This is a genomic window from Pseudalkalibacillus sp. R45 (genome assembly GCF_052246725.1).
In the GTDB taxonomy this organism is placed as follows: Bacteria; Bacillota; Bacilli; order Bacillales; family Fictibacillaceae; genus Pseudalkalibacillus.
In genome coordinates, this window is sequence record NZ_JBQQCL010000003.1 from 174,716 (window position 1) to 193,266 (window position 18,551).

Sequence of the window (18,551 nt, forward strand, 5' to 3'; positions counted from 1 at the left end):
ATGTCCCGCTCCCCTTTTTACAGATTCTATCATTTGTTTTTTTACGTTCATGCAGGCTGTTTGGTTTCAAGAGTGAAGATTTTTCTGAGAAAAATCTCAGGCTGAGGTGACATAGGGCAAATTTCTTTCACGCTGGAGACAATCTGTTCACTTGTCGGGATAATCTGTTCACTTCTTGGATTATTCTGTTCACTTTCGCTTTTCGTAATAATGTGTTCACTTCTCACGTTATTCTGTTCACATCCAAATTAATCTGTTCACTTTCCCGATTATTCTGTTCACTTAGACCATTATTCTGTTCATTTCACAGGATAATCTGTTCAATTCCTCCCATTCAAAAAAACCCCGAAACAGCGTATCACTAGCTGTTTCAGGGACCCTAATCAAAATTCGATCATGAATGTTTCACTTTTATGGAGTGCTTCTTTGTTTTTAAAAACGTCGCTTGTCGTGATTTCAATCGACTCCAGGTTTTCAGCTTCGGTTTTTTCTAATATAAAACCCAGCTGTCCAAATCGTATCTCACCAGACTCAAAATCACCATAAAGTTCTTCTAAATAAAAATCATCTTCAAAGCTTTTTTTCTCCCCTTCATTTGTTTCCAACACGGAAACAGGCGAGAAGTTCAATGTTTCATCTGACGTGTTCTCCACTTTGATTTTCAGTTTTACATAATTGAAGTTGGATTCTTTACTCGTAAATCCATGAAAGAAGTCGATTAGATCGGGCGATGGTGTATAGTTCATCAACTTCGCTTCCTCAAGTGTAACCTTGAAAGGACCTACAGAAATTTGTTCTCCAGGAGTTGAAATAGCTAAAAGCTTCACCTTGCCATCCTCGTCCCGATGGGTTTTCCCCACCTCGGTAAGATCTCGATCATCAACCGCTTGCGGGCTTTCGATGAAGGCATCCCGTTTCTTCTCTTTCTTCTCATTTTGTTGCTCAGCTTCTGCTTTTTCCTCTGGCGGTGTTTCATGTGATTCGGTCTTAGCGTCATCCTCTGAGCAACCTGCCAGCAAAAGACCCACGCTGAAAACCGAAAGCCAAAAACGCTTCATGTCTTTCGTCCTCCTGATCGTTCTGCGTGCAATAGTCACCCCATTGCCAACGAGACAACGGGGTGTATGCAATCTACTATTCTAGTGTTTCTTATGTGGATGTTTCGCTTTCAGTACTTCGAATAACGTTTGTCCTGTTTCAGTGTTGTCATTCAAGCCACTGAACTTGAACTTCTTTGGTCCATAGGCATAGACGTTCACATCGACACCTGTGTGACCACTTGTCGTCCAGCCCGTTCCAGAGCGGACATCATAGATATGCTCGATTGCGTCATCTACTTTTACGACATCAATGGCGGCATTTTCATCGGCATGTGCTGCATCTTTCACCGAATTGACTTCCTCTTCAGTGAGGTCAAGGCCTGAGTATTCGTTCAACACTTCTTCCACTTCTGCACCATCAGCGATTTCGGCAGCCATGTAATCCGGCGTGCGTTCTGCAGCCTTGATTACATCCGGGTTGAACACGTATTCTCCACCGCGTCCGATAGCAAGTCCTCCAGTAGAATGGTCAGCAGTTGCCACCACGAGGGTATGCTTGTCTTTTTTCGCAAATTCGATCGCATCTTCAAACGCTTTTTCGAAATCAGCCATTTCACTCATCGCACTGACGACATCGTTATCATGCCCCGCCCAGTCGATCTGGCTTCCTTCCACCATAAGGAAGAATCCGTCTTTGTCATCCTTCAATTTTCCAAGAGCGGTGTTCGTCATTTCGCTTAAAGAAGGCGTTTCTTCATCCCGGTCGATCATTTTATCAAGGCCTTTTGGTGCAAAGAGACCTAGAATTTGATCATTATTATCCTTAAGCATATCTTCCTTCGTCGTTACATAACTGTATCCATCTGCCTGGAACTCTTCTGCTAGATTCCGGTCTTCACGAACGAAATAAGAAGTTCCTCCGCCTAGCATGACATCGACTTTATGTTTGCCATCGATCATTTCATCATAATAATCATCTGCGATGGCGTTGTAGTTATTCCTTGATTCATCATGTGCACCGAATGAAGCCGGTGTCGCATGATTGATTTGGGAAGTGGCGACTAGTCCAGTTGCTTTGCCCTGTTCCTTCGCTTCCTCAAGGATCGTTTTTACATTTTCTTTTTCCATATCAACAGAAATCGCACCGTTATACGTCTTGATTCCGGCAGCCATTGAGGTCGCTGTCGCTGCAGAGTCCGGGATGTTTTCTTTCACATCGCCTTCTCCACCATCAAAATAAGGATCCCATGAATAAGTAGATTGCGTGCCGACTAAGTATTGGTCAAACGCTGTAGGTTCCATGTTTTTAGTAGATTGATCATCCTTTAAGTATCGGTACATCGTGGTATATGAAGGTCCCATTCCATCCCCGATCAGAAAGATGACGTTCTTGATTTCAGATTTCTTCCTGTCCGGTTTTGCTTCAACAGAAGAAGTAGCTGCATAACTACCAATGACAAGTGAGGTAATAGCCGCAATAGGCACCAGTGTTTTTAATAATCTTTTCTTTAACATTGTGTATCCTCCCCTGTGGATATTTTTTCAAAATAATGTAAGTACCTGCATTATTATGTACCCCTAGTAAAGCATAACTTCTATCAGTTTTGGAGGATACAAGGTAATTTGATAGATACGGACTAGATAAAAAGTTTTAATAACTTACTAGTTTTCAATATATTAGGATAAAGTTTCTAGATATTCTATACTTATAAAGAGGAAATTTAGCACCCTTAAAAAAGAGGCAGCACGACGAAAAGACCTACCTAAACCAGGCAGGCCATGTTCACACGAAATGTCCAGAGAAATTGGATTCTTGTCCAGTAAACCTTTTACTCTTAATCTACTACTTCAAATTCGACCTCACCGAAATGATCAAAGACGGCACGGTATTTTCCAACCTCTAGTGGAAATGGGCTGAAGAAGGTGCCAGAAGAAATGGTCATTCCTTTTTTCAAGCTTTTACCTTGTGAAGCTAACATTTCTTTCAGCCAGACAACGGCATTCAATGGGTTATCCAGCACATAAGCAGACGGTCCTTCAGCCACTTCTTCGCCATTGTGATAAACCTTGACAGAGAGGTTGTCCAACGGGATTGCAGGTGTCACTTTTATCGGTTCACCCACAACCACTTTACCGGTGACTGCGTTATCGGCGATCAACTCACCAATCGAGATTTTCGGAAACCAATCTTCAATACGGCAATCCGGTATTTCAAAACCAGGTGCAATAAGCGAATTTTCAAGGATCTCTGCTGAATCCGCGGATGGTGGAATATCCTCTTTTATCATGAACATCAGCTCGGCTTCGACTAGCGGGTCGAAGAACTCTTTTTTGCTTAACACACCATCATTCAGCACGTTTTGCTCCGTTAAAGTACCATAAACAGGCGCATCAGTATGAAAAACCTTTTGCAGACCTTTATTCGTCAAACTGATCTTATACCCTTTTACGGGATCAGCCTCGTCACCGCTCCAACGCTGAATAAATTCCTCTTGAACCTCATATAACGCTTCTTCTGTTGAAAAGCCTTCTGTATCGATTGAAGAAAGCTGCTCTTTCTCCTCATGGGCCTTCAGCAATGATGTAACGATTTCCTCTGTTTTAGTCATGATGATTGATACACCCTTTCATTGATGTTTTAAGCAGAACGGACATCCTTCTTCGGTTTTAGCGGTTCAGATAGTTTTGCCACCCACCTGCTCGTTTGCAGGTATGCACGTTGGTAGATCGGACTCTGGATGAAGGTGATGACGAATGTAAAAATGAAGACAGGACCACCAAGGAGCCACCCCAACAGAAGTGCGATGCTCTCTACTATGATACGAACACGGCTGATCGACATCCCAAGCTTATCTGAGATCGACAGCATGAAGCCATCCCTTGGTCCAGCTCCGATCCTCGCTCCCGAATACATCCCGCCGCCAATCCCCATCAGCACAATACCTAAAAACAAAACGAGGACATCTGTAAAAGTAGTTGATGATTGCGGAAAGATCTCGAGATAAAGGAACAGATCGACCAACGGGCCTACCGCCAATGCATTCAGGAAAGTCCCGATATTGATGTAGCTTTTGTCTAAGAAATAGGACACGACAACCAGGAACATACCTACAATGACAGCCCAGGTCCCGATCGTAAGTCCGAATTTTTCAAATAACGCGATGTTCAATACATCCCATGGATGGATCCCTAAATGCTGCACCTTGATCGCTACGGAAATCCCATAGCTGAAAATGATCAATCCGAGCATAAAAAAAGGAATTTGTATGCGGAGCTTCATAAGTTGCGCCTTCTTTCGAAATATTAAGTCTTTTCATTTTAGTGCACCAACGCATCAAATTCAATAAAAAAGTCCTACCAACTTATAGTAGGACTTTTTTCCAATATTTATCTGTATTTCCTACTCTTTTAAAAGCTGCTCCACTCTGTTTTGCATGGAGAGGATTACGGTACGTTTGTATCTCGCGCCTAGAAGGAGGACTTTGATTTGCTTGTAGCGTGAGAGTTTGTGAAAGCGCGGTTCTTTTCTCAAAAAAGTACGGACGATCGCCCAGCTTTTCGGAGTCAATGGGAAATCGTCCAGAGGCTGCTTGTTCCGGATTCGCAAAAGAATCCCCTTCACTTTCGAAGGATCACTGTCATCGACAATACATGGTGCATAGACATTTCGTGTTTCGTTCCGCAAGTGATCATAGCGTTCGCGGCCGCTCAAAAGGGTATACGTTCCGTCAGCCCGGTTCTTTTTCACGACTAAGATATACATACAGTCCCACATCAGGCTTTGCAGCTTCTTGATTTGTTCAGTAATTTTCACTGACAGATCCGGTTTGATCTTGTTCAGCGGGATATACTGTACCGTAAATTTCATCCATAACCCTCCCTGTCCCTGGGCTCATTCCTATTAACATTATATGAAGGATCTGGGCGGATGTGACTGTGTCCAATCTTCGACAAACATTTGGACAATCGGTACGTTCGACCATACAACCTGTCTACCCCCTGAATACGATAATATAGTTTCTCTTGCAATTCAGGAGGTGGTAAATTTGCAAAAGTATAACGTTAGGTTGAGCGGTAACAATCATGTCCCTGCAATAGATTCAGAAGCTTACGGGATGGCTAAACTCGTCGTAAATGGTTCACAAACCAAAATAAAGTTCATTTTCAAGGTGGACGACATCCGTAATTTCGTACAAGCACATATCCATTTCGGAGCAATCGGGCAAAATGGTCAAGCAACTGTCTTATTAAAAGGTGATGAACTGACTTCTTTTGAAGAACAAGCCAGTACAGGCATTCAGAACGGCCTTATCGCAGGCACCATCACAGATAAAAACATCATCAGCAATGATGAAGGGGTGGAAAATGTGAGCGATTTGATCCTCCTTATGGATGAAGGGCTCATGTATATCAATGTTAATACGGAACAACATCCAGAAGGTGAAATAAGAGGACAAATCATCCCCGTGCGGAAACGACCATCATTTTAGAAATCTCTATACTGGTTTCGTTTGGCTCGCTTTTTCCAACGGGGTCTCGCTAATCTCGATTGAAACCTGTATTTAAATTAAATGGAGAGTCAAGCTTTCCGCTGAACCTCCATCTTCAAGTAAAAGGAAAAACACCTCCGAAATCAGAGGTGTTCTTTATTTTAGCCATGTCGAGTCCTCCTTGCGTATCTAATTTCGAGGTCAGTGCATTGACACTCTGTTCTATACCGAGGGGACTCTTTTTTGTTCAAATTCCGAATTTCTTTATCACAGGAATGCTTTATTTGTAGCAAAAAGGGTGTTGTTTTGGAATTTCAGCGGACATGAGAGACCATCTTGAACAATTTCGGGGTGATGTTGAGCAATTTCAGGGGTATCTTGAGCAATTTCAAGGCCATCTTGAGCAATTTGGTACGATTTTACTACGTAAAAATCGTTTCCATCTTAATAAAACCAAACAGCCCTACAGCTTAACCTGTAATTTCTCCGTTTTGTGTTTCTCTGTTTGATCAATAAGGTTGTGCCGACAAGAACTTCAGTTACATTCAATGCAGTGCAGTCCATACCGACCAGTGCGTCGACAGCAGTCAATAGCGCTACGACTTCCATTGGGAGGTCGATTGTGCAAATATGGTTTCCGCAGTACCGACCGAAGCCAACGTTCCAACAATCACAATCGCAAGCATGTCCGTAAAGCTGAGGGACGTGCCCGTGTAATTCGCTGCAAAAACAATATATAAATCTTATAGTAATAGTAGGAATTAAATTTACACGACCTCTCGCAGCTGTCACTCAAGTCGTGTTATCATCACATGCTATTCAGTTGCTCGAGGGTTTCAAGAATATGATCGACTAATGCCGGGATATCCTCAATTTGTTCTTCATTGATTTTACGGTTGAACCCGACCTCGATTCTATTCATAAAAATAGGTTGGCCCGGACCATACACAAAGGAAATCGTTTGGGTAAGCGGCCGCTGGCTCCAGATCGTTTGCATCCCCTCTTCAATCTGACGGCACTCAGTCTCGACGTCATCTACCTGCTTATAAAATCGGACCACCAACGTGCACCCTGGATTTTCACCTGAGGTTTCCAGGATTTCCGCAGCTAGATCCTGCAGGGATGCACCTAAGAAAATTTCTGCCGTGACATCCTTTTGATCCGACAGGGTGAACTGGAGGCTGAACGCCCTCGACATCGTTGCCATCTCAAGCTTATCTTTGCGATTGCTGACGGATACTTCACCACTTACATTGTCAAGATCATATACATAGTTTTCAAACGCAACTTTCAAATTATCGAATATCGTAGGATCATACATTATGGCATTCACTCTTTCCATTCTTATAGCAGTTTTTTATCATCTTACCACAATTTGGATTATCTCATTCCTTTTACCCTACTGCCCATTAAAACAGGGTCGACCAACAAGTATCAGATACTCTTTGCAAGATCGCATGTTCATTTCGAAACAAACTTTTGGAGAACAGCTTTTATTAGAAACAAAAATGCCCAAACCATTAGAGCAGGCTTCTAATGACTTAGGCACCAATACCCGCAAATTAACTACTTGTTATATAGATGAAACATTGGAATTTTTCTAGTTCAGCTTCTTTTTGTCTTTACTGCGGATGGTTATTATATACTCATCCCCCTTTACCTTTGCTTGCATTTCTTCTGATTGAAAGGATTTTTCTATGATTTTTTCCATCCGTTCTCCGTATTCCTTTGCTTCAGGATCTGTACTTTTTACAGAAGATTTGAAGATGATCTCTGGTGTCGGATACACAGAAAAGGCTAATCCGGTGATTTTATATTCTTTTTTACCAAGAAGTTCCTCCCCAATGATATGAAGGATTTCAGACCATCTTCCTTCTTGCTCCTTTTTCATCATATCGACACGCTCTATTTCAACAGTGTACAAGCCAATATCCCTTGAAGCTAATATCTCATCATAGGTTTTTTCTATTAAATCAACCCGTTTCTCAGAATCAGGTATACTGATTGTGAATCGTATCTCTTTTGAATCTGGAGACTTATAACCATATCCATGATGCATGAATTTGACATCTTTTTGTTTTAATTCCTCACTTATTTCAGAGATCGCTTCTTGAGCAGCTTTATCTCTTTCACTAACTTCTGTTATTTTCTTGTTTTTAATGGGTTCATACCTTGATACCTTGATTGTATATGCATCATAGTTTCGTGTACCCAGAATGTCATGAACAGAATTTTCAACTTCTTCTTTAATTCCATCGACATAGTCTTGAGAACCCTCTATTCGTACCCAGATTTCCTTTTTACCTTGATACGATACCCCCACTCCCATAATTGGATAATCCATTTTCTCTAATTCTTCTACTATTTCACTTGTGATTGGTTCAGACTCGAATAGCTGTCCTAGATAAGGAAGTTTTGACGCCATTTTCGCCATGACCGGTGAGACGAATGCTGAACCGATGAACAAACCGAAAAACAGAACTATTGCCGCACATATATAGGTGATTTTCCTAATGTGCCAACTTTTCTTTATTTTGCATTGTTCATTATGACCATCAGCTGAACTCATTTCCGCTTTCGCTTTTTCTACCCCTATTTTTGCCCGATTATGTAGTTCGTTTGGAATTTCGATTTTTTCTAATTCATGTTTGAATTTATTGCTCATATACATCATCCCTATTCACCTTTTTTCGCAGCTTATCCAGTCCACGGTATAGAACGGATTTCACTGTACCAAGTGGAGCTTCAACGATATCGGCTATCTCATTTAACTTATAACCGTAATAATATTTCAATAGGACAATCTGTTTTTCATTTTCATTTAAGGTTTCAATCATTTCCTGGAGGGATATCGCCAATGGAATGTCTTCATCCTTTGAACGGATGAATTCCGTGTATTGGGGGTTCAAATGGATTACCTTCTGGTTCTTCCTTAACAGATCGATTGCACAGCTCATGGTGATTTTGATCAACCATGTTTTGAAATACTGTGGATTTTTCAGTGTATTGATTTTTTTGAATGACCGATAAGCAGTTTCTTGTACCACATCCAGTGCATCCTCCTGATTTTTGACATGTAGGTACGCTGTTCGGTAAAGGTCACCTTCAAATTTTTGAAACAGCTCCAAGAAAGCTTGGTCATTACCTTCCTTCGCTTTATTTATCAATTCGATAATTTGACTCACCTTCATTTCTAAAATGATCTTTATCTATTAGACGGTCTATGATTTGATTTGGCTTAACTTTTTTATATGGCTACATTATATAAAAAACCCCTGATCCAACTTATGAATCAGGGGGTAAAATTATTTACGTTACCGACACGGAATTGCCTCCTTGGCCGACAAAGCTTACTTTACGGCAATCGAAGGTAACGATACTCCCGGTAGAGGTGTCTTGACCAGTAACACAGCACGTCTTAGGATCAAAACACAAAAACAGTAACGTAAGTGTTGTTCCACCGAAAAAGACTGTGATCGTACGTCCTACTCTCAAATCTTTGAATATTTTACAAGAACAAAAGTCAAAGCAAGATTTAGAACAAGAACGAGAATGAGAGCGGGAGCAAGAGCAGGAATGCTTGGAGGAGCAACACGAGAAAGACTGAGAACATGAACAACTCATATTCGTATTCCCTCCTTTCTACGGGGGAATACTATATTCTATTAATCTGCAACCACAATGGTATAGACCCATTTACTAGATTTGAAATATTTTAATAGATTTGGCATCGGTGTTATCGTTTCGGTGCCGCCACTACTTCTTCGCTAATGTACCAGGCACGACAATTTATCCCTTCTCCACCAACGGTTCCGTGAAGGTGCCTGGCACCGAAGGGGAACCGTTGGGGGAGTTGAGGTTTGAAAGTGTACCTGGCACCGATCAGAAGTCCTTGCGGCGCAAGGGGTTTGAGATGGTGCCTGGTACATTCATCACCAGTAGAACAGCACAGAGAGCATGATGACGATGAACCATAGCAGGGCTGAGGGGATGCCTACCTTGAGGAGGTCAGTTTCTGAGAAATACCCGTATGAATGACTGATCAGATGGACTGGCGATTGCGTGATCAGCAAAAATCCGGGTACACCGGTCAAGAAGACGGCCATCGCAACGACCAGCGGTGAAAAATCCGGAATATCCTGACCGATCGTGATTGCGAGTGGAATCATGATGGCCAGGAACCCTAAGATATTTACAAAGATAATACGCAGCAAATCGAGCTGAACGCTAGCGGAAAGACCCTACCGATCCACAGCATTTGGATGATGACCAACGTAACAACAGCCTGTACTTTATTATCCCAATGCATTAAAGGCAGAAAAAAGACCACATATAAAATGAGCGAAAGTAAACCAACTACTACCTTCTTATCCATAACAAACTCCTAGTTTGTGAAAAAAAGGGTGTCCCCTGGTGTCTGACACTACTTGGGACAACCCTTCCATTCATTTTGTGACTTCTGAATTTTTCTTTCTGCTGTAATCTGCGGCAGACGCTCCTGCCAATTTTCCAAAAACCGCTCCCGACATCAGTCCAGATCCGCCCGGATAGTTTTCATAAAAGAGCCCGCCGACCATTTCTCCTGCAGCGAACAATCCATCCAGCGTCCCGCCATCAACACTTAGAACCTCACCGTCCGGACCGACACGGAGTCCTCCGAACGAGAATGTGATTCCGCATGTGACCGGAAACGCATAGAACGGTCCTTGTTCAATCGGGAGCGCCCAGTTCGTTTTCGGAGGCGTGATCCCATTTGTTCCTTTTCCGTCTTTTACGGTCGGATTATACGCCCCGTCCTGCACTGCTTCATTATATTCTTCGATCGTTTTTAAAAATGATTCCTTATCCACCGGAAGCTTCTCGACGAGATCTTCAAGACGGTCCGTTTGATAAAAGGTCGCTTCTTCAAGGTCGTACTCTTTACGAAGCATCGGACGGACCTGCGCATCATAGATCTGATAGGCGACATGATCCGGCTGCTTCAAAATTTCACGACCGTATTTCGCATACGTATAGTTCCGGAAGTCAGCCCCCTCATCGACGAATCGATTACCGTCTTTATTCAGCATGATGCTCAGCGGATAGGAATGCTTTTTAAATATATCGCCTGGTTTCGTGAAGTCACCAACCTTCGGCGCATTCGCATCGGTCCCAATCGAGTGGCAGCCAGCCCAATTGCCGAACTTCTCTGCCCCGACAGCCAGCGCCATCGAAAGCCCGTCGCCCGTGTTATATTCCGTACCCCGTACAATCGCCGCCTGCCATTCATCTCCAATATGGTCCGATCGCATCTGCTTGTTCGCTTCGAAACTTCCGCAGGCTAAAACGACGCTGGTCGTCTGGATTTCAAGGGATTGACCGTCTTTCTCGACCACAATCGAAGCAATCCGTCCATCCTCTTTCTTCAGCTCTTTGGCGCGGGCTTCATACCAGATTTCGATTCCGAGTTCCTCTGCACGCTTGAAGAGGCTCGTCATCAAGCCGATTCCTTTGTTCTCTGTCTTGACCGGAAGGCCGCCCCAGAAATGGTACTTCCCTTCTTTTTCAAACGATTGGTTTTCATAGTTCAGCTCGAACTTGACGCCCTGCTCTTTCAGCCACTTAATCGTCTCATAAGAACGGTTGACTAGCTGACCTGCCAGCTCTGGATCACTTTTGTCGCTGTTTACCCGCATCAGATCATCATAATAATCCGAAGGCGAATATTCCGGCATGACAATTCTCTCAGCTTCTTCCTCTGTCACACCAGGCATTAGTTTTAAAATATCAGCAAGATCATTGTAGGCGCATCGGATTGCGCCATCTGTAAAATAGGAATTCCCGCCTCTTTTATGTTCAGGAGCGCGCTCCAAAACCAGCACGTTGGCATTGTTCGCCCTTGCAGAAATAGCAGCACACAATGCCGCATTCCCTGAGCCGACGACGACTACATCAACATTTGTTTCAGGATGATTGGACATCCGTCTCTCCTCCTCCAAGTTTCTAACGCTATGAAACTCGTTTTTCCAGATTGTTTTTGTCTGCTTTTTTCTTGAAAGCCTTGATGACTAACGGGTAAAAAAGTGATAAAAGAATCAATATGATCAACCCGATACAGATCGGATTTGAAATAAAAATACTCAAATTCCCGTCCGAGGATAGTACCGCTTTCCTGAAGTTCTGCTCCATTTCAGCCCCAACAATCAATGCGAGCACAAGGGGCGCAATCGGAATATCGAACACCTTCATGAAGAGACCGAAAACACCAAAGATCAGCAGCAAGAAAAAGTCTATTACATTGTAGCTGAGTGTATAGGTCCCGATGAAAGCCAGCAAGACAATGATTGGATAAAGCACCTTCGCTGGTGTATCCAAAATCTTGATCAACAGTCCGACAAGAAGGATATTCACGATCACGAGGACGATATTCCCGATGAACATACTGTTGACCAGCGTCCACGCAATCTCAGGCTGGTTTTCAAATAGCAAAGGTCCCGGACGTAAACCAAGCATGATAAGGGCTCCAAGCATGACAGCTGTCGTTCCTGATCCAGGAATCCCCATCGTCAAGAGCGGAATCATTGCTCCGACCGATGCCGCATTGTTCGCTGACTCCGGTGCCGCCAACCCTTCAACTGCACCGTCGCCAAACTCTTCCGGCTTTTTCGAAAGCTGTTTTTCAGTCGAATAACTGATCATCGAGGCGATCGAACCGCCTGCACCCGGAAGGACACCGACTATGAACCCGAGCGGACCACTTCTCAGGATTGGCCACTTCGATCTTTTCCACTGTTCCTTCGTAAACCAGACTTTCCCGACTTCCTTCTTTTCCTTTTTCTCCTTATCAATCGTCAGGAAATTGTATAGGACTTCCCCGATCGCATAAACACCAATGATGACGATCAGAAAATCGATCCCATCGCTTAAGTGAGGAATGCCCATCGTAAAACGATAGACGCCCGTTTGGGTATCGATCCCGATCGTGCTGAGCAAGAGTCCGAGCAGCATCGCGATGAACCCTTTCACCATTTTACCGAGCGAAAGTGAAACGATGGCGGATAAGGTGAGGAGCATGAGCAGAAAATACTCCGCTGGCCCGAACTTGAGGGCGAAATCCGCTAATGGCTCAGCAAGGAAAATAAACCCGACGACCGCAATGAGACCGCCGATGAAGGAAGCCACAGCAGAAATCGCCAGTGCCTGTCCCGCTTGTCCTTTTCGTGCCATTGGATAGCCGTCGAATGTCGCGGCGATTGCCGAGCCGTCACCCGGTGTATTCAACAGGATCGAGCTTCGTGATCCACCGTACATCGCGCCATAATAGATTGCTGCCATTAAGATGATCGCACTGACAGGGTCCATTCCAAAGGTGATCGGGATCAAGACGGCGACCGCAGTTGCTGGTCCAAGCCCAGGCAGCATCCCAACAATCGTCCCTAAAATACCGCCAATGATCACCCACAAGATGTTGATCGGTTCCACTGAATTCATGAAACCATTCAAAAAGCTGTTAATATCCACAAAATCACCTCCTACGGTAAACTGACCCCTAGTAATTCACTGAATGCGTACCATGAAATGAAGGAAAAGCAGATCGATACAATGATGTTCGCCTTCCACTTCTTCACTCCGTTGATGAAAAACAATAACGCTCCAAGGAACAGGATCGTCGCAAATAGAAAACCGATCCGTTCAAAAATGAATGCGTATCCGATTCCAAGCAGCACCGTGATTCCAATCAACTTCGGGGTACGCCCTGCGATCAATTCTCGTATTTGAACATTTTCATGGTTCAGTTTTTTCAACTCCTGAATCGTATAGATGATGCTGAATACCAGCATGAGCACGCTCAGTCCAACCGGAAAATAAAGTGGACCGTTCGGATTGCCAAGGTTCGCTTTCGGCACATTGAAAGATGCTATCAAAAACGTGCAGCTGATAAGTAGTAAAACTGCAGGAAACGCCAGTTTGATCGCTTTCATGTATGTCCGCTCCTTTCGAGTGTTATTTTGGTGACTGCCTCAGTCATAAGTTGCTTTCCTGTCAAAAATCAGGTGTTGACCCGCGATACCGTATGGAGTCAACACCTTTTCGTTCGGTTTGGCCATATCAAAGGCAAGTAAAAATCGGACCGTATGCGCACCGTTGTTAACCGAACCCGGCGACACGTTCAGACACGCACCTACTTCACCAAACCTGATTCCGTCACGAGCTTCTTATAAAGTGAATGTTGCTCTTCCAAAAACTTCTTCGTTTCTTCGCTATCTTTATAGAAGCCTTCCCAGTTGTTATTATCCAAGAGTTTTTTCCAGTCTTCCGTTTTGACCATCTCGCTCAATTTTTTATCCCAATACGCGATTTCTTCCTCCGTCATATCCGGTGGTCCCATGATTCCACGCCAGTGCGGGAATACCATGTCCACGCCTTCCTCCGTCCAGGTCGGCACATCATCCAGATCTTCAAGTCTCTTTTCAGAAGAAACAGCAAGGATCTTCAGCTTTCCAGCAAGGTGTTGATCCTTCACCTCGGATAGAGAAGTCGTAACCGCATCAACATGTCCACCTAATAGAGCCGTAACGACATCTCCTCCCCCTTCATAAACGAGGAAATCGAGTTCTGCAGGATCAATTCCGTATTCAGTGGCAGCCTGGACGATGGATAGATGGTCATCATTCCCCAACCCAGGTCCGACACCGATTTTTATAGAGTTCGGGTCTTTTTTCAGTTGCTCCATCAGTTCTGAAGCAGACTCGTACTTTGAATTTGGCGGCACAGCAAGTGATTGCCACTCTGTCGCTAATGTCGCGATCGGTGTGAAATCCTTATAGCTCAAATCACTTTGACCGAGCAAATCATTCGTCAAGACCAGGCTAGAGTTGATCGCCAAATGATGCGAATCCTTCGCCTTCAAATACTTCCAACCCGTCTCTCCACCACCGCCTGGCTTGTTTACGACTTTGATGTTTTTATCGACCAGATCATTATCCTGTAACGCTTTTTGTACGGAACGGGCTGTCAAATCCCATCCTCCACCTGGCGAAGCAGGCGCAACTAATTCAAGATTCTTCGTCGGGAATTCTTTGTTCGAGCCAGAACCTCCCACAGAACAAGCTGATAAAAGCAAAAATGCAATCAATAAAACCGAGAGTTTTTTCATAAACGATACACCCCTAACAAAAAATTTATTAAAGCCATCCTACCTTCTGAAACTTTCAATGTAAACGTTTTCAAAATATTGTTTTTTAAAACTTTAAAATTCTTTTTGTGCATTTTGTTCACGGCCTTCACCGCTGTCATTTCATGCTAAACTGAATAATAACCACCCTACATATCTGTGCACGGATTGTCGGATGGGCCGACGTTAATCCTGCTACTCTATTGATGAAGGAGGTCATAGGATGGATACACTGAAAAACTTGAATGATGCCATCGCCTATATCGAAGAAAACCTTGCGGATGAAATCGACTTTAAAGAAGCTGCGAGACGTGCCTATTGCTCAGAATATCATTTTAAAAGGATGTTTTCCTTTTTATCTGGGATTACCTTATCAGAATACATCCGCCGGAGACGCCTTACGCTTGCTGCATTCGAACTTAAAACCAGCAAAGCAAAAGTCATCGACATTGCAATGAAATATGGTTACAACTCACCCGATTCTTTTACGCGTGCTTTTCAAAATCTGCATGGCATCACGCCATCAGAAGCGAGGACGAATGGCCATTTACTGAAATCCTATCCGCGTATGACCATCCAATTAACCATCAAAGGAGGAAGTGAAATGAACTACCGTATTGAAGAAAAAGAGGCCTTCCGGATCGTTGGCATCTACAAAAGAGTTCCAATCATTTTCAAAGGGGTCAATCCAGAAATTGCAGGTATGTGGCAGAGCCTGGGCAGCGATATGATCGATACCCTGAAGAACCTTTCCAATGTTGAGCCAAAAGGGCTGCTAAGTGCTTCGACGAACTTTTCCGAAGGACGAATGGAGGAAAAAGGAGAGCTTGATCACTATATCGGAGCAGCGACAACCAAGGGTTGCCCCGGTGACTTGACAGCTTTGGAGGTTCCAGCTTCGACCTGGGCAGTCTTCGAATCCATCGGTCCGTTTCCCGATACACTACAGGAAATATGGGGTCGCATCTATTCGGAATGGTTCCCATCTTCGAACTATGAACAAACCGAAGGACCAGAAATACTATGGAATGAGAATAAAGACGTCTCTTCACCTACTTTCAAGAGTGAAATCTGGATCCCTGTGAAGAAAAAGTAAGGTAGGCGAGTAGGAAAAGTAGTACTAACAGACATGAGAGACGTTATTTATAACAAATTGGCTTGATCCAGAATGTTAACGGACATGAGGGCCCTTATTTGTGACAAATTCCCCAGATTCAGGGTGATTTCAATCAAATAACGTCTCTGGTGTCCGTTAACTCTTTTAATTAGGCGTTTTTTCCTAAAATAACGGCCCTGGTGTCCGTTAACTTAAAGAAAACTTGGTTCAGCCAAGCATTAACGCAGGCTGAGCCTTAGTTGCTTTTACTTTCTTTAAGTATAAAAAAAGGTACCGCTTCAGCACCTTTACGATCTCCTAATCTACTTATTTAGCATAATACCTTCGTTCCGGCCGGCCGACGATTCCATAGACCTGCTCGACTGTGGCATGTTCGATTCCGACGAGATACTCGAGGTACCTTCGCGCGGTAGTCCTCGATGCGCCCATGACCTCGCCAGCCTTTTCTGACGTGATCCCTTCCTTGTTGTCTTCAAGTAGTTTTTTCACTTTTTTCAACGTCATCCTATCGATCCCAGGCGGGAGGTCCGATTTCTCAGGCTCTTTCCCACCCCCTTGTCCAAAAACGCGATCAAGCAGCTCCTGATCCACTTCCGAAGTCGACTCAAGTACTGCTTTCTTCTTTTTATACGTATCGATCGCTTCTTTAAATAGTTCCATCGTAATCGGTTTGATCAAGTAATGCTGGACACCGTAACGGATCGCCTTTTCCAGGAACGCTTTCTCTTTTGCCGCTGTGATCATCATGATATCGACATCCGGATGCTCCACTCTGATTTTATGCAACAGATCGGTCCCGAGCTGATCCGGCATATACACATCGAGCAGCAGCAGATCCACCTGGTTTTCCTCTAATAACTGCAACGTTTCCTTCGCATTCAACGCTTTTCCGACCAACTTCATTTCATCCACCGCAGCCAGATACTCCTCGTGAATCTGGGCAACACGGTAATCATCCTCTGCAATCACGACATTGAACATGAACCTTTCACCCTCCCAAACTATGATCTATATCGTATTCGTCTTCTTGATCGTTTTCGGTAAAATAACGGTAAAAACTGCACCTCCGTCATGACTGTTCGTCCATTCGATCATCCCATCGAGCAGCTCCACTTCCTCTTTCAGGTTCGCAAGACCATACCCTCGATTTTTCCCTTTCGCGGAATACCCTTTCTGAAAGATGTTTCCTTCTGCATCACCCTTGATCCCTTTGCCGCTATCCGCGATTTCAAAAATGATGTCATTCCCAATGTCTGTCACGAAAAACGATACCTCTTTCATTGGGCGATCGGCTACCGCTTCAAATGCGTTGTCGATCAGGTTCCCGAGTATGACGATCAACGGGGAAAAACCGATATGAGCAGGAAGAGGCTGCATTGCACTTTCAACATCGATTATAAAATCGATCTTTTTCTCGGAAGCCTTCGCCAGTTTTCCAAGCAAAATCGCCTGTACCTTCTCGTCCTTGATATTCGTCAAAAGAACTTCTTTATGCTGTTCTTGAATTTGAGCCTCTTCTTGAATCAATTCGATCGCTTCCGTATGTTTGCCAAGCTGGATCATTCCGAGAATGACATACAACTTGTTCGTGAATTCATGGGCTTGAGCCCGCAGATCTTCAGAATATTGCCGTACTTCGGATAAGGCATCGACCATTTTCTTGATTTCAGTCTTATCTCTGAAACTGGCAACAATCCCTGCCTGCTCGCCATCTTCTATAATCGGCTGGGTATTGACGATGACGATTTTATCATTATAGTAGAGTTCTTTATTACTGATGGTTTCCTTTGAAGCCAATACCTCCAACATGCTGGAAGAAGAGATGACCGAAGTCACTGATTGCCCTTCTACAGATTCACTGATATCCAAAAGCTCGCGTGCCGAATGGTTCATCATCGTGATGATTCCATGCTCATCGATGGATAAAATCCCTTCTTTTACTGATTGGAGAATGGCGTTACGCTCCCGATACAATGCTCCGATTTCATAGGGCTCAAGACCATGCGTATCTTTGCGGATGCTTTTCGCGAGAAAGAAACTGCCAGCAATCCCGACGATGAAGGCAACGCCAGAAACAAGCAGCATCTTTTTGATATCAGAGGCGATCTTGCTTTGAATGATATCCATATGAAAAATGACAGTCGCTGTCCCTTCGACTTTCTTGTAGTCTCCATAATCGATCATGATGGGGGCGATCCCTTTCAAGACCTCGCCCCCATCACTGTCAGTACGCGTGACATAATTACTCCCGAAAACAAGGGACCGGTAACGATCCGAACGAGGTGAAGAATGATTCGTGATGATGTCGCCCGCATAACCGGTAAGCTCACCTTCCCGGTTTTCTATACGGATTGCGGAAGCATCAACCTGATCCCGCATCCGTTCCACAATCGGATTCGTCACCTCGAATGACCCTCCATGCTCGACGGAATCCTGAATCGTCCCCATAAACGATAAGGTCTGCGCAGTCTGAAGCGCAATCCGCTCCGCCTGTTCCACATCCTCCTCCATTTCCAGGTAACCGACAATGAAGGATAACAGACCGATCACCAATAATAGCAGGAAGATGATCAAACCGAGGATTTTGATTTGAAGGGAAACATTCAGTAGTCTCTGCAGCATGATGAACTCCTTGGATGACACAAGTATTTACTGAATATTCTATCTTATCGAATGGTAAATCGCTAGCGTACCGTGTCGTTTTATAGTTTCTACTCTAAAAAACTCGCAATTTCCGAGGAAATGCATCA

General features: G+C 44.0%; 19 protein-coding genes. 2 read left to right on the forward strand and 17 right to left on the reverse strand.

The window, feature by feature from the left end:
• Window positions 1-383 precede the first annotated feature (383 nt).
• The 5 genes from ACTWQL_RS08505 to ACTWQL_RS08525 form a co-directional block, all read right to left on the reverse strand.
• Window positions 384-1,058 (reverse strand): hypothetical protein, encoded by a 675-nt coding sequence (locus tag ACTWQL_RS08505; protein WP_443142018.1) that lies wholly within the window; start codon window positions 1,056-1,058, stop codon window positions 384-386.
• A gap of 81 nt (window positions 1,059-1,139) precedes the next feature.
• Window positions 1,140-2,555: an alkaline phosphatase gene (locus tag ACTWQL_RS08510; RefSeq protein WP_443142019.1), complete on the reverse strand. Its 1,416-nt coding sequence runs from the start codon at window positions 2,553-2,555 to the stop codon at window positions 1,140-1,142.
• A 320-nt stretch (window positions 2,556-2,875) separates the two neighbouring features.
• Window positions 2,876-3,649 carry a 2-keto-4-pentenoate hydratase gene (locus tag ACTWQL_RS08515; RefSeq protein WP_443142020.1) on the reverse strand — a complete coding sequence of 258 codons (774 nt, stop codon included), beginning with the start codon at window positions 3,647-3,649 and terminating at the stop codon, window positions 2,876-2,878.
• 29 nt (window positions 3,650-3,678) lie between these two features.
• Window positions 3,679-4,320, reverse strand: a complete 642-nt coding sequence (locus tag ACTWQL_RS08520; protein WP_443142021.1) for a YczE/YyaS/YitT family protein — start codon at window positions 4,318-4,320, stop codon at window positions 3,679-3,681.
• Between the two features lie 120 nt (window positions 4,321-4,440).
• Window positions 4,441-4,908, reverse strand: coding sequence for a hypothetical protein (locus ACTWQL_RS08525; protein WP_443142022.1), 468 nt, complete (start codon window positions 4,906-4,908; stop codon window positions 4,441-4,443).
• Window positions 4,909-5,077: 169 nt separating this feature from the next.
• On the opposite strand from ACTWQL_RS08525, the gene ACTWQL_RS08530 reads away from it, so the two are divergent.
• Complete coding sequence (locus ACTWQL_RS08530) at window positions 5,078-5,530, forward strand: CHRD domain-containing protein (RefSeq protein WP_443142177.1); 453 nt, start codon at window positions 5,078-5,080, stop codon at window positions 5,528-5,530.
• 444 nt (window positions 5,531-5,974) lie between these two features.
• On the opposite strand, the gene ACTWQL_RS08535 is transcribed toward ACTWQL_RS08530, so the two are convergent.
• From ACTWQL_RS08535 to ACTWQL_RS08580, 10 genes are all read right to left on the reverse strand, one after another.
• On the reverse strand, window positions 5,975-6,139 hold the full coding sequence (locus tag ACTWQL_RS08535; protein WP_443142023.1) for a hypothetical protein: 165 nt from the start codon (window positions 6,137-6,139) through the stop codon (window positions 5,975-5,977).
• Window positions 6,140-6,338: 199 nt separating this feature from the next.
• Window positions 6,339-6,851, reverse strand: coding sequence for a hypothetical protein (locus tag ACTWQL_RS08540; RefSeq protein ID WP_443142024.1), 513 nt, complete (start codon window positions 6,849-6,851; stop codon window positions 6,339-6,341).
• Between the two features lie 279 nt (window positions 6,852-7,130).
• Window positions 7,131-8,195: a DUF4030 domain-containing protein gene (locus tag ACTWQL_RS08545; protein ID WP_443142025.1), complete on the reverse strand. Its 1,065-nt coding sequence runs from the start codon at window positions 8,193-8,195 to the stop codon at window positions 7,131-7,133.
• Entirely contained in the window at window positions 8,185-8,721 is a 537-nt protein-coding gene (locus tag ACTWQL_RS08550) for a sigma-70 family RNA polymerase sigma factor (RefSeq protein WP_443142026.1), read from the reverse strand. Before ACTWQL_RS08550 ends, ACTWQL_RS08545 begins: the two co-directional genes overlap by 11 nt.
• A gap of 741 nt (window positions 8,722-9,462) precedes the next feature.
• The gene (locus ACTWQL_RS08555; protein ID WP_443142027.1) at window positions 9,463-9,699 is read right to left on the reverse strand and encodes a hypothetical protein; all 237 of its coding nucleotides are present in this window, start codon (window positions 9,697-9,699) and stop codon (window positions 9,463-9,465) included.
• Window positions 9,700-9,722: 23 nt separating this feature from the next.
• Window positions 9,723-9,905, reverse strand: coding sequence for a hypothetical protein (locus ACTWQL_RS08560; RefSeq protein ID WP_443142028.1), 183 nt, complete (start codon window positions 9,903-9,905; stop codon window positions 9,723-9,725).
• Window positions 9,906-9,975: 70 nt separating this feature from the next.
• Window positions 9,976-11,490: an FAD-dependent tricarballylate dehydrogenase TcuA gene (tcuA, locus tag ACTWQL_RS08565; RefSeq protein ID WP_443142029.1), complete on the reverse strand. Its 1,515-nt coding sequence runs from the start codon at window positions 11,488-11,490 to the stop codon at window positions 9,976-9,978.
• 28 nt (window positions 11,491-11,518) lie between these two features.
• On the reverse strand, window positions 11,519-13,000 hold the full coding sequence (locus ACTWQL_RS08570) for a tripartite tricarboxylate transporter permease (protein WP_443142178.1): 1,482 nt from the start codon (window positions 12,998-13,000) through the stop codon (window positions 11,519-11,521).
• 41 nt (window positions 13,001-13,041) lie between these two features.
• Complete coding sequence (locus tag ACTWQL_RS08575; protein WP_443142030.1) at window positions 13,042-13,491, reverse strand: tripartite tricarboxylate transporter TctB family protein; 450 nt, start codon at window positions 13,489-13,491, stop codon at window positions 13,042-13,044.
• Between the two features lie 200 nt (window positions 13,492-13,691).
• The gene (locus ACTWQL_RS08580; RefSeq protein WP_443142031.1) at window positions 13,692-14,666 is read right to left on the reverse strand and encodes a tripartite tricarboxylate transporter substrate binding protein; all 975 of its coding nucleotides are present in this window, start codon (window positions 14,664-14,666) and stop codon (window positions 13,692-13,694) included.
• 241 nt (window positions 14,667-14,907) lie between these two features.
• On the opposite strand from ACTWQL_RS08580, the gene ACTWQL_RS08585 reads away from it, so the two are divergent.
• Window positions 14,908-15,780, forward strand: coding sequence for an AraC family transcriptional regulator (locus tag ACTWQL_RS08585; protein ID WP_443142032.1), 873 nt, complete (start codon window positions 14,908-14,910; stop codon window positions 15,778-15,780).
• Window positions 15,781-16,107: 327 nt separating this feature from the next.
• Here ACTWQL_RS08585 and ACTWQL_RS08590 read toward each other — a convergent pair whose 3' ends face one another.
• Complete coding sequence (locus ACTWQL_RS08590; protein ID WP_443142033.1) at window positions 16,108-16,782, reverse strand: response regulator; 675 nt, start codon at window positions 16,780-16,782, stop codon at window positions 16,108-16,110.
• Window positions 16,783-16,809: 27 nt separating this feature from the next.
• Complete coding sequence (locus ACTWQL_RS08595) at window positions 16,810-18,423, reverse strand: sensor histidine kinase (protein ID WP_443142034.1); 1,614 nt, start codon at window positions 18,421-18,423, stop codon at window positions 16,810-16,812.
• Window positions 18,424-18,551 lie beyond the last annotated feature (128 nt).